We start from the raw sequence: 12,295 nt of genomic DNA, 5'->3' as shown, positions 1-12,295 counted from the left end.
GAAGAAAATATGAAATTCGCTAAGAGAAGTATAGAAACTCAAAGTAAACGATCGGTTAACAAAAGTAAAATTAATTTAATTTAATAGACTCTTCTTGTGGAACACCAATCACTTGATGTGATTTATTACGTTTACCAGCGCCGCCATCATCATCACTACTACTCTTTTTAGCCGAGCTCTTTTTCTTTAAAGGCGGTGTATAGGTAGTATTTTTGACTGCTTTGATTACAAACATCTCTGTTAAACGCATACCATCAAAAGAAGCATAGACAAGATCTCCTTCATTAGCAAGCACGGATTTATGATCGAAGTTTACATAAGATAATTTTCCATTGGTTTTATCAATACCATCAATTTCATAATTCCATAATGACGAATTCGCCTCTTGTTTCAAAGTGCGAACAATACCCTTGATGTAATTTTTACCAACCAGCTTAGTGAGTTTTGGGTTAGTTGTCTCTTTTTCAGTATTATAGGTTTTAAGTGTTGATGCTGGAGGCGGTGATTTTGGTGCGCAACCTTGTATAAACATAAACAAGAGAACTACACAAAGAGGCAATATCAATCTTTTCAAAACAAATCCTTATACATTTTTGCGGATTATAGCAAAGTTTTTTGTTTATTATGGTAAAATCCGTTTCCGAATGGGGCTGACATGGCTTCGACAGGAGTAGTTTTAGCTTATGGCTGCATGTCGGAAGTGAGGGTCTTCCGTTACACAACCTTCAAACAATAACTGCTAACAACAGTAACTATCGTCCTGCTTACGCACTAGCTGCATAAGTTTAATACATAAGGACTGCTTCTCCCTTTAATGCTATCTAAGGAGGATTGAGAAGTATCATAGCTATGATAGATATACTGCATGAACGCCTTTACATGCAGCGAAGTTAAAGGCTCGTTTTGCGTAGTTTTCTGATTGTTGTACGAAGCAAAATTAAACACTATCAACAATATCTAAGCATGTAGACGTCATAGGTGGCTATTTTTGGACTGGGGTTCAATCCCCCACAGCTCCACCATTCGAATTGATTTTAACTCGGCAAAATGGGAGTTTTCATAACTTCTATTTCCTCCCTGTTACCTTCCTAATCTACTCAATTTTACCCAATTTTCGACATTGCGTTACACCCAAAAGGAATTATTACATTATGAATATACTCTCAAAAAACGCCCCACTCGAAGTCTCTATTTTAAAAATGGAAACCATCTTAAGTGACCTTGGGTGTGGCATTACCTTTGCAACGGAAAAGCATCCTCTTCAAAACTGCTACTCAGTAAACTTAGCTTCCACCGAAGCCCCCAATCATATTTATTCTAACGGCAAAGGCACCCTTTCAGGGGCGTCGAAAGCAAGCGCGCTGGGTGAGTACATCGAGCGCCTTCAAACCAACAACTGTTTTATCGACTTTCACCTTCCCAATCGTGCGTACTATCCAGACCAAAAGGTGTTTGAATTTGGCGGAAATTACCTCAATCCTGCTTTACATGTAATCTACAATCCATCCAACGAAATGAGCAACGAAGACTTAGTTGATTTTAACAGCGACTATACCGATAAGATCGTCGCACTCCCGTTTCAAAGCTTTTTTGGAAATGAGCAAGTTTACATTCCTTTAAATATCCTCAGCAATCTTTACGTCAGCAATGGACTTGCCAGTGGCAATACGCCTGATGAAGCCAAAGTTCAGGCTCTGAGTGAAATCTTTGAACGTCATGCTAAAATTGAGATCATCAAAAATGGTTATGCACTTCCAATATATCCAGAGAGTATCATCGCAACTTTCCCGAAACTGCATGCGGATGTGATAGAACTAAGAAAAGCAGGCTTCATTGTTGAAATTCTGGATGCATCTTTGGGTGGAAAATTCCCCGTAACGGCTATCTCGCTCATCAACCCACGCAATGGCACCCTCTTTGTCTCATTTGGTGCTCATCCCATTTTAGAAGTAAGCCTAGAGCGCACCATGAGCGAACTCATGCAAGGAAGAGGTGTTGAAAACCTTGATGCTTTTGAGATGCCAACCTTTGACATGAGCATCGTAGAAGACACGTTTAACCTTGAAGCACACTTCATCGATTCTAACGGAAAAATAGGCTTTGGCTTTTTAAATGCAACCAAAAGTTTTGAATATGCTCCATGGAAGTATAAGGACGAGGGAAGCGAAGCGGAGTACGCCTTCTTGTGCAACATCGTCAAATCTATGAACAAAGAGATTTACCTACGTGAATACACTTATTTAGACTTTTACTCATGCCACATGATTGTGCCAAGTATTTCTGAGGTCTATCCTATCGACGATATGGTCTACCAAAATCGTAACTGTGGGAAATTCATCCGTCATGCAGTGCTGAACTTCAAAGAAGAAAATCACGAAACGCTTTTAGAAACCATTGAGCCATTAGAAGATTCACTCAATATGGAAAAATACATCGGTGTTATTTTTGAGCAAAATTTTCAGATGATTGACCTTAAAGCACAAGTCAATCTCCTTTTGGAAAATTACGAAGAGGCACACATGCTCCTTGGCTTTAGTCAAAATCCTATGAGCAAACTTCTGTGTGAAATCCTCTCGTTAAGGGGACAAAATCTTATCTGGAGTGAATATGAAAGTGCCCTATGGGACATTTTTGGTAAAGAAAACGTTGAACACGCAGTGAACATCTTAGATGGTAAAGCCTACCTCATCGACGTTAGCTTGCACCAGCACTATGTCAATATCCTCGATATGTACGATAGGCTCGAAGTTAAGAAGGCGTCTATCGTCGCTTAAAAATCTTTACATGTAAAGATTTAAAGAGCAGGTTTGCAAGCCGCTTGCTCTCTTAACTTGTCTTTTTTACTTTTACGTTTGCCTTTGATGGGCGCGCTCCCTTTCTCTTTTTGAGGTGCCTCACCTTCAAGCTCAAAGCCTTTGATCTGCTCTTTTTTAAGTTTTATGCCACAACGTTTTTCGATCAACGCAAAATGTGCTTTGTCCTCATGGTCGATAAATGAGATCGCCACACCCTCTTTCCCCGCACGCCCTGTTCGTCCGATGCGGTGGATGTAGTCTTCGGTTGCACGCGGTAAATCAAAGTTAATGACACAACTCACATCATCAATATCCAGTCCACGTGAAGCGATGTCCGTGGCAAACAAAACGCGAATCTTGCGCTCTTTAAACGACTTCAACGTCCACGCTCTGTCTTCTTGAATGAGGTCGCCATGAAACGATTCGGCTAAAAAACCATGTTTGCGAAACTTCACAGCGATATTATCGGCAGCGCGTTTGTTTGCCATAAAAACTAAGACGAGTTCCCATTTGTTTTCACGCAGTAACTGACGCAACAGTGGAGCACGGTTCTCTTTATTGACTTCAATAGCTCGTTGTTTGATCAGTTCCACCGTTGGCGCTTCAGCTTCGATGCTCACTTCCACGGCACTTTTGGTTATTTTAGAAGCAATGGTTTGCATCTTTTCGGGATACGTCGCGGAGAAAAGAAGATTTTGGCGTTCTTTTGGTAAGGCTTCTAGAATGGAACTTAACTCTTGCTCAAAACCAAGGTCAAGCATCTTGTCCGCTTCATCAAGCACAAAGAACTCCACACTGGAGAGATTGATCTGCTTTTTGCTCATGATGTCAAGCAAACGACCCGATGTTGCGACTACGATGTCGCACCCTTGTTGGATGTCAAAAAGTTGCTCGCCGATCTTCTCGCCACCGATGACACTCACCACCTTTGGCTTTACATGTAAAAATTTTCCAAAGGTAGTAAACGCTTCAGCGACTTGCACGGTCAGCTCTCTGGTGGGCGTTAAAACCAATGCCTTGATCTTCGCTTTTCCCTCGCCTTTGTTCGCACTCCAAAGCTCTAACATCGGCAGGACAAACGAAGCACTCTTGCCACTACCCGTTTGCGCCCTCGCCAAAACATCTTTACGTTTCAACACAAGCGGAATCACTTTTTTTTGAATCGGCGTGGGAGTGGTATGTCCTACTTCACTCAGTGCTTGGAGAATTTGTGGGCAGAGTTTGAGCGTGGAAAATGGCATGGGCTGGCATCCTTTGAGTCTTTTCGTCATTGTAGAATAGTTTCACTTTAGGGGAGGTTTTAAGGATTACATGTAAAGGCAGTTTAGGGTAAGTTTTTGGTGTTATAATACGTCTGTAAAATGTCAAAGGATAAATGGTGGATCACTATAAATGGTTGCTTGCATTTCACGTTATCGCGTTAATGTCGTGGATGGCGATGTTGTTTTATTTGCCACGGCTTTTTGTGTATCATGTCGAATATGCCGAAAAAAAAGCGTTTGTGGAAGTGGTGAAAATTCAAGAGTACAAGATTTATAAATACATTGGGCTTCCTGCCTTTTGGGCAACCCTTGCTAGTGGACTTGGCATGATTTTAATTGACCCTCAACTGCTCTCAAGTGGTGGGTGGATTTATGCGAAATTTACTGTACTCATTACCCTTGCACTCTACTCTTTTTCGCTGGAAAAGTACCGCCTAGAGCTTGCCCATGATACCTGCACCAAAAGTGGCAAATTTTTCAGAGCCTACAACGAAGTCCCGACGGCATTGGCTATTTTGATTGTCGGGTATGTGGTCACAAAGAGCTTTTCATGGGCTTTTACACTGATTACCTTAGGCATCTTTGCCATGATTATCGACGTGATTTTGGATGGAAAAAAGAAGCCCTAATCTTTACATGTAAAGCGTTTCGTTACTCCGTTGGCTTGGAGCGTTGTAGCAAAATTTTAAAGTATAGCAATGCTGAGAGTAACAAAAAGTACCCCACGATGCTGTACCCGATCACATCACGTCTGCTCATCTCTTTTTCATAAATCGCTTTTTCTTCATTCGTTGGAGCCTTTAGTGTTTGCTCCGTCACAATGGCGCTTGTTTGTGTGGCATACTGTTTGGGTAACCACTCAAGCCCGACAACGAGAACGAAAACACATACAACGATGGCTGCAAATATTTTAAGATTTGGCATGAGACTCCTTTTTGGAGAGAAACGGCAAGATGAAAAAAAGTGCCATCAGCACCGTGGAGAAGAACAATCCAACCCACAAAGTCAGCGTCGAACTCGGCAGTTTTCCAAGAATCGTAAGTCCTATCAAAGAGATGACCAACGCCCAAAACCACACCAAAAAGTACGGACGCTGATGCGCGGGAATGCGACGAGGGTTTCGATCAAGAAGGGGCATCAGTAAAAACCCGACATTGACCACCACCAAAGACGCCATGCCGATGTATGAGCCTTTGATCATGCCGATGTCAAAGAAAAAGCTTTTCAACAGTTGCAACATCCATAAAAAATACCACTCAGGATAGATATGAGCAGGCGTATCGCTTGGATTGGCAGGGGTGAGATTGAGCGCATCAAACGCTATTTCATCGTGAAAAAAAGCGCAATAAAAAAAGAGTACCAAAAAGAGCGTACACGCCAGTAGTGGCTTTAAAACAGCATTGGAGAAAAATGGTTTTGGCTCTTTGAGATTGATGTCGCGTTTACTAAAACGCTCTTCTTTGCAGACATGTAAGCCTTTGCGGTTCCATGAAAGCTTTGTCGTGGCGTACCATTTCACAAAATCCGTATGCACCAAAATCATCAGACTAATCAGTAAAGGCATCACCACAATGTGCAAAGTGTAAAAGCGCAGTAACGTAATGCCACTCACGCTAAAATCACCTCGTACCCACAGTACGATGTCCTCACCTGCTCCTGGTATGTACTCTAATAAACTGGTGATGACTTGCGCCGCCCAGTAACTCATCTGTCCCATCGGAAGCACATAACCCGTAAACCCGATGACCATACAACAAAAATAAAGTACCATGCCACTGTACCAATACTTCGTTTTGCCGTGTTTGTAAAACCCAAAATAGAGCATGCCTAAGAGGTGAATGTACAGCAGTAAAAAGAAAAACGTTGAGCCAACCGCGTGGATTTTGCGCCACAACCAACCGTAATTGACCTCTTGCATAATCGTGGTATGAACACTCTCAAAAGCTTTATCCGCATCAGGAATGTAATGCATCGCAAGGAAAATGCCTGAGCACAATAGCAACAGGCACAAAACCACCATGATGGCGCCCGTGTAGAGTAAAATATTGAAGTTCTTCAGTCTTAGATTCATGCCTTGGCTTCCTCCATGAGTTGAAGGTACGCCTCGCCCACTTCACCGACGATAATCACCTCACCGTTTAGTTTAAACGGCGGAATCACCAAGGGCTTGCTCACAGGACTCGCAAGGGCGTTGCCATTGGAGTCAAACTGCCCATTATGACAGGGACAAATAAAACGTTTAACGCTCGCATCGTACTTTGGCACACAGCCTAAATGCGTGCAAATCCCAATCATTAAGGTGTAATAATACTCACCAATGTGAATGTCGCGCTTTTTATCAAGCGTCATCGAAGCATCTTTTTTAAGAATAAAAAGCGGTTTTTTCTGCCACATAAAATAGGAGATTTCATTCAAGGGTAATGTCGTCGTATCAATAAACGTAGCCGCATCCAGTCGCGCTTTTTTGGGTGGTTCTAAGGTTTGGAACATCGTACCGATACTAAAATACATCCCCGTTCCCGTCAATGCTAAGAGCGAGTAATTCACCACTCTTCGGTTTCTATCCATTCCCATTTTCCTTTATTCCCCACTTTGCGTGTGACTATTTTACCAAAAACTTTCATCAATAGAGGTTTGAGAAGGATTACATGTAAAGATGGATTCGGATATGATTTCACATCAACAAAGGAATAAAAATGACATTTGAATTAGAAGAAGATTTTATCGAATTGTTTAAACTGCTTAAAGTCACTGGCGTAGCCGAAAGTGGTGCGCAAGCGAAGATGCTCATCGAAGAGGGACAAGTAAAGCGAAACGGCGAAGTAGAGACGAGGAAGCGCGCGAAAATCGTTGCAGGCGAAAAGATCGAAGCGTGCGGTGAAATCATCGAAGTTGAAGCCATTTCGATGTGAAATGAAACGCATCTACTTTAAAAAACTTTTGTTTCTCTAATTTAGTTTGGAGTATAGTTTCTCCTTCATTTCAACACTCCCATGCACCCTCAAAACGTTTTTTGTCGCTACTGCATTCATGAAGGAAGACTCAACTATGCTAAATTTGAATATGACGAAGCGAATTGTCGTTTTTATTTTAGGGCAATTCATTATGGCGTTAGGTGTCTCACTCTCGGTTAAAGCCAATCTTGGGGTTTCGCCTATCTCGTGTGTACCGTATGTATACAGCTTAACGATGCCTCTTAGTTTGGGCGAATTGACCATTTTGCTCAACCTTGTTTTTATTGCCTCGCAAATGGCGGTTCTGCGCAAAAACTACCAATGGACACAACTGGTTCAACTCCCTTCTGTCATCGTTTTTGGGTACTGCATTGATTTGACGATGCATCTGATCTCTTCGCTAAGCCCCACGTCGTATGTCGCACAAGCTTTTTGGTGTTTAGCGGCGTGTAGTGTGTTGGCATTTGGCATTTTTTTACTCTTAAAAACAAAACTGACCTATTTACCGCTCGATGGTTTGGCGGTTGCAATCTCGCACACGTACCACAAAGAGTTTGGTAAAGTCAAAATCAGTTTAGACAGCTCGATGGTCATCATTGGTGTCATCAGCTCGTTTACCTTTTTAAATCGCCTGGAGGGCATACGCGAAGGCAGTGTTGTTGCGGCGTTGCTTGTTGGAGCGTTGATTAAATTGTACAGCACCAAATTGGTGTTTGTCGAACAATGGCTGGGGACGTATGTCGCTCCTCAAACTCAAAGCACCCAAGAAGCAGCGCTCAATTCTCTGGTCATTACCATCTCACGAGAGTACGGTAGCGGCGGACATGAGATAGGAGAGATGATCGCCCAAAAGCTTGGCATTCCTTTTTACGATAAAGAGCTTATCAAACTAACCGCCGAAGAGACGGGCTACACGGCGGAATACATTCAAGCCAACGAACAACACTTAGCCAGTGAACTACTTTATGAACTCTACGAACAAAACTACGCCTACGTGGATGACCAACTTCCGCCTGCCGATGTTTTGTTTATGGTGCAAAGTAAGATTATCCGCGATATTTGCGCCAAAGATGCATGTGTGATTGTCGGGCGTTGTGCTAATTTTATCTTAAAAGATGACCCAAATTGTTTCAATGTTTTCATTCATGCCAACATGGCGTATCGTAAAACAAAAGTCAATGAAAAATACAAAGCCACCCCACCGTGCAGCGACAAAGACTTAGAGATGTCCGATAAAAATCGCGCCAATTACTGCCTTCACTACACCAAACACGATTGGAAAGACGCAACCAACTACCATGTCACGCTGGATGCTTCTTTGTACGGTTCTGAAAAAGCAGCTCAAAAGATTATCGAGCTACTGAAGGATTTTGCGCACTAGAATCTTTACATGTAAAAGTAAAAGCTCCAAAATGATCTCTATTTTGTTACAATGATCGTACGTTCTTTTTGACTTTTTTGGGTTCTATGATTCTTTACATGTAAGGAGAAAAACGTATCATGAAACTAAAAACCGAAGATTTCCTCGTGCCAGAAGGCGCAAAAGTTGAGCTTAAAAAATTCCCCACGCTTGTCAAAGCATTTTATGCCTCCAAAGAAGCGTATGAAGAGACGCTGAAGGAAAATATAGAAGCGTTAAGCGACCTCCAACAACTCCTCTATGCCTCCAACAAATACGCCGTTTTACTCATCTTTCAAGCGATGGACGCGGCAGGGAAAGATGGCGTGATTCGTCATGTTCTCTCAGGCATCAACCCACAAGGCTGTCAGGTTTTCAGTTTCAAACACCCAGCCGCCACAGAACTCGCGCATGATTTTCTCTGGCGCACGACGTGCGTTTTACCCGAACGCGGGAAGATAGGCGTTTTTAACCGTTCGTATTATGAAGAAGTGCTCATCGTTCGGGTTCACCCTGAGATTTTAAAAGGACAAAGACTGCCTGATAGCGTGTTAGATGAAGAGAGCATTTGGAGGGAGCGATACCGCTCCATCATGGACTTGGAAAATCACCTGCACCGAAACGGCACGAAAATCGTCAAATTTTTTCTCCATCTCTCCAAAGACGAACAGAAAAAACGCTTTCTTGAGCGTATCGACAAACCCAATAAAAACTGGAAATTTAGCCTCGCAGACTTGGAAGAGCGCCAATACTGGAAAGCATACATGCACGCCTACGAATCCTGCCTCAGCGCCACCAGCACCAAACACGCCCCATGGTACATCGTCCCCGCAGACGACAAAAAAAATGCCCGCCTCATCATCTCAAACATTCTTTTAGACACCTTCAAAGCACTTGATATGCACTACCCTGAAGCGGACGACAAGCGACAAGAAGAGTTGCAGGCGATTAGGCAGAGGTTGGTTGAGGAGGAGTGAAGATAGGCGAAAGGTTCTTTTCAAAAAAGATACAATAACGTAATTTTATTTTTTACATGTAAAGGCAAATAAAGTGATTTTCTGGCTTATTGGTTCTGTTTTTGTGCTGGGTATTTTATTTAAAACACCGTGGATGAAAGGTAAAGTCGGCGAATTTACGGTGAATGTTGCGACTTCTTTGCATCTTAACAAAAACGAATATATCAATATTAGAAACATCACCTTGCAATTGAATGATGGCTCAACCACACAGATAGACCATATTATCGTCTCTCGTTATGGTGTTTTTGTGATTGAAACCAAAAACATGAAAGGGTGGATTTTTGGAGATGAGCATCAGAGTATGTGGACACAGCAAATCTTCAAAGAAAAACACCGCTTTCAAAACCCTTTACGACAAAACTATCGACACACCAAAGCTTTAGAAGAGATATTGGCACTACCGACTGAAAACATTATGTCTATCGTTGTTTTTATCGGTGATTGCAAATTTAAAACCACGATGCCAAAAAATGTTTTTATCAACGCCAAATACACTTCCTACATCCAATCTTTCCAAGAAGAAAAACTCTCCGCGTATCAATTTGACATGACGATTGAAACCTTAAGCCAAAAACGCCTCAAACAAAGTTTTACAACCGATAGGGAACATGTTGCAAACTTATCTGCACGACACAATACCAAGCCTACTCCAACACAAACAACTAAAATATGCTCACGATGTGGGAAAGAAATGGTTTTAAGACACAATAGACAAACAGGGGAAGAATTTTATGGATGTAGTGGATATCCGAAGTGTAGGAATATAGTGAAAGGTACTTCATGAGCAAAAACTATACTCAACTCTTTATCAACCTTGTAAATGATGTTTTAGATACTGAAAAAAGTTATTTTAATGAATTAGAAAATATTAAAAAATTAGACTTTCCTTCTATAGAAAAAAAGATTTTAAACGATTACGAAATAGATTATCCTATAAATGGGAACAAGGCTCAAGATTTATTTGTAGAACAAATTAAACAATTTATACTATCCAGTCAAGATAATTGCACTATGGATATGAGTACTTTATATCATGTATCAAAGCAAATTCATATAGATCATTTGGTGAATGATAAGAAATTAGAAAAGGGACATATTTATTATTCCTTAGCTAAAACAATAAGAGATTATGGAATATATAACGAAGAAAAGATTATAGATTTTTCAAACAAGTTATTTTGGAAAGAACTGATAAAAAAACTCTATTTACTTAACTTATTGAGCCAAAATGGATTTTTTGCAAATCTAAGAGAAGATTATAATACTGAAATCCCTCATCTTGTCGATGCTATTATATTTTTTAAGAAGTATGTAAATATCAATTTAAACTGTATTGATGGGGAAATTAATTTTCAAAAAGGGCAAGATAAAAAAATCGCGTCAATCATAGAAAAAAAATTGCAACAAGTTGATATATTTCACTTTATTCATTTCATACTCAGTCAAAGCCGTCATGACAAAACCATACCATTCAACTATATAATTAATATTGCAATAAAAAATATCCATCATTCAAATTTTAAAAAGAAGAATTTAGAAACTCTAAAGTCTATGACAAACTATTTCAAACAATTTATTAATTTATTTCAACTTAGATCTTTTAATCAATGGGAATATATATTTATTGATGAAACAAATATTCAAGAAAAACTTAAAAAACAAATTTTACATTCTAGTTTATATTTGCTCAGTTATCCACTCAAAACTTCGACAGTTATAAATTATATAAATAATCTAATTGGTAACTCTGCATTGAACACAACATTTGAAAAACAATTTGGCTTTTCAAAAAATAATTTAATTGATTTTCTGCACCAAGTAGAACTATTTGGCAATAATCAACATATTATAAAACTCGACATAACAGTTTTTAAACATTTTGAACAGATTATTAAGTTCTTTTGTATTGATTCAAAAAATATCAATTCAAGATATTCTGTTCCTATAAATACTACTGAAGAGCAAAATCTTTTTGTTCACAACCCAATCATTCACTATAAAAATGAATATTATATTATTGGCTTTAAATATTTTAAAATGTACTTTTATAATGCCCTAGTTGAAAAAATAAAATCTCAAATAGATGAAGATATTACAACTAAGATAGGTAAGAATATAGATAACTATGTAGAAGCCATATTTGAAAACAATAATTTTGATATATATTCAGGAAAATATGCTCTATCAAAAAGAGAAGTATATGAGTGCGATTTGGTTATTAAGATAGATGACAAAATCGTATTTATTGAGAACAAAAATAAAGCACTCACAAAAAATGCTTTTGCTGGGTCAAACTTGCATATTCTGCAAGATTTCATAAGAGCATTTGCAACTTCACAACAACAGCTTTTAAGACATGAAAAGCATTTAACAGAAAAAAAACAATTAAATTTTTTAAATGGTAAAGTACTCAACTACAATAATGAAAGAATCATTAAAATTTCTTTATCTCCCAATAATTGGTATAGCATAATGAATAATAGACTTCAAAGTCTGCTATTGGCTTTAATACGTATAAGGTTTACGTTTAAAGAAGAGGCTCCAGTTGATGTTATTAAAAGTTTTACAGATACAAACAAAGACTTAGACAAGCTAACTAAGATTATAGAAGAACTTAATCAAAGCAATAATTTAGACAATATATTATTTAGTAGTTTATTTATCCCATTGGAGCTATTAAGCGAAAATGAGCATGATAAAAATTTAATTCATCATATTTTAGGTCTATTATTTATGAAATATGATACAAATAATATCTATGATTCGTACAATGAGTATAAAAAGTTAAAAAAACATGCAAAGGAGACTAAAACTTAGATTTTTGTGCAAAAGCCTTGAAAGGCTTCCTCATCTTTACATGTAAACC

The 12,295-nt window shown here is 39.3% G+C and carries 12 protein-coding genes and 1 other RNA gene; 8 read left to right on the top strand and 5 right to left on the bottom strand.

All coding sequences use genetic code 11. The annotated features are described in order from the left end of the window. Positions 1-70: 70 nt before the first annotated feature. A complete protein-coding gene (locus FA584_RS02725; RefSeq protein WP_228448094.1) occupies positions 71-574 on the bottom strand; it encodes a hypothetical protein in 504 nt (167 codons plus the stop codon). Positions 575-646: 72 nt separating this feature from the next. Between FA584_RS02725 and ssrA the strand changes: the two genes are divergently transcribed. Beyond that, positions 647-1,022: a transfer-messenger RNA gene (ssrA, locus tag FA584_RS02720) on the top strand. A gap of 129 nt (positions 1,023-1,151) precedes the next feature. Beyond that, on the top strand, positions 1,152-2,774 hold the full coding sequence (locus FA584_RS02715; RefSeq protein WP_167750144.1) for a YcaO-like family protein: 1,623 nt from the start codon (positions 1,152-1,154) through the stop codon (positions 2,772-2,774). 20 nt (positions 2,775-2,794) lie between these two features. Here the strand turns inward: FA584_RS02715 and FA584_RS02710 are convergent, their stop codons facing one another. Continuing rightward, the gene (locus FA584_RS02710; protein ID WP_096045878.1) at positions 2,795-4,036 is read right to left on the bottom strand and encodes a DEAD/DEAH box helicase; all 1,242 of its coding nucleotides are present in this window, start codon (positions 4,034-4,036) and stop codon (positions 2,795-2,797) included. Between the two features lie 137 nt (positions 4,037-4,173). Here FA584_RS02710 and hemJ point away from each other — a divergent pair, with 137 nt between their 5' ends. After that, entirely contained in the window at positions 4,174-4,686 is a 513-nt protein-coding gene (gene hemJ, locus FA584_RS02705; protein WP_191342076.1) for a protoporphyrinogen oxidase HemJ, read from the top strand. Between the two features lie 22 nt (positions 4,687-4,708). Here the strand turns inward: hemJ and FA584_RS02700 are convergent, their stop codons facing one another. From FA584_RS02700 to FA584_RS02690, 3 genes are read right to left on the bottom strand one after another with little or no spacing between them, the layout of a single operon-like run. Next, positions 4,709-4,981, bottom strand: a complete 273-nt coding sequence (locus FA584_RS02700) for a hypothetical protein (protein ID WP_096045876.1) — start codon at positions 4,979-4,981, stop codon at positions 4,709-4,711. Beyond that, positions 4,968-6,128, bottom strand: coding sequence for a cytochrome b (locus tag FA584_RS02695; RefSeq protein ID WP_096045875.1), 1,161 nt, complete (start codon positions 6,126-6,128; stop codon positions 4,968-4,970). Before FA584_RS02695 ends, FA584_RS02700 begins: the two co-directional genes overlap by 14 nt. Then, positions 6,125-6,625 (bottom strand): QcrA and Rieske domain-containing protein, encoded by a 501-nt coding sequence (locus FA584_RS02690; protein WP_096045874.1) that lies wholly within the window; start codon positions 6,623-6,625, stop codon positions 6,125-6,127. Before FA584_RS02690 ends, FA584_RS02695 begins: the two co-directional genes overlap by 4 nt. 128 nt (positions 6,626-6,753) lie before the next feature. Between FA584_RS02690 and FA584_RS02685 the strand changes: the two genes are divergently transcribed. The 5 genes from FA584_RS02685 (at position 6,754) to FA584_RS02665 (ending at position 12,246) form a co-directional block, all read left to right on the top strand. After that, a complete protein-coding gene (locus FA584_RS02685; RefSeq protein WP_096045873.1) occupies positions 6,754-6,969 on the top strand; it encodes an RNA-binding S4 domain-containing protein in 216 nt (71 codons plus the stop codon). Positions 6,970-7,105: 136 nt separating this feature from the next. Beyond that, the gene (locus tag FA584_RS02680; protein WP_210394402.1) at positions 7,106-8,392 is read left to right on the top strand and encodes a cytidylate kinase family protein; all 1,287 of its coding nucleotides are present in this window, start codon (positions 7,106-7,108) and stop codon (positions 8,390-8,392) included. A gap of 119 nt (positions 8,393-8,511) precedes the next feature. After that, positions 8,512-9,387, top strand: a complete 876-nt coding sequence (locus FA584_RS02675) for an ADP-polyphosphate phosphotransferase (protein WP_096045872.1) — start codon at positions 8,512-8,514, stop codon at positions 9,385-9,387. A gap of 73 nt (positions 9,388-9,460) precedes the next feature. After that, positions 9,461-10,213, top strand: a complete 753-nt coding sequence (locus tag FA584_RS02670) for an NERD domain-containing protein (protein ID WP_096045871.1) — start codon at positions 9,461-9,463, stop codon at positions 10,211-10,213. Continuing rightward, complete coding sequence (locus FA584_RS02665) at positions 10,210-12,246, top strand: hypothetical protein (RefSeq protein ID WP_096045870.1); 2,037 nt, start codon at positions 10,210-10,212, stop codon at positions 12,244-12,246. Before FA584_RS02670 ends, FA584_RS02665 begins: the two co-directional genes overlap by 4 nt. Positions 12,247-12,295: the final 49 nt, after the last annotated feature.

The organism is Sulfurospirillum diekertiae, from assembly GCF_011769985.2.
Lineage (GTDB): Bacteria > Campylobacterota > Campylobacteria > Campylobacterales > Sulfurospirillaceae > Sulfurospirillum > Sulfurospirillum diekertiae.
This window is presented reverse-complemented; position numbering and strand designations above follow the sequence as displayed.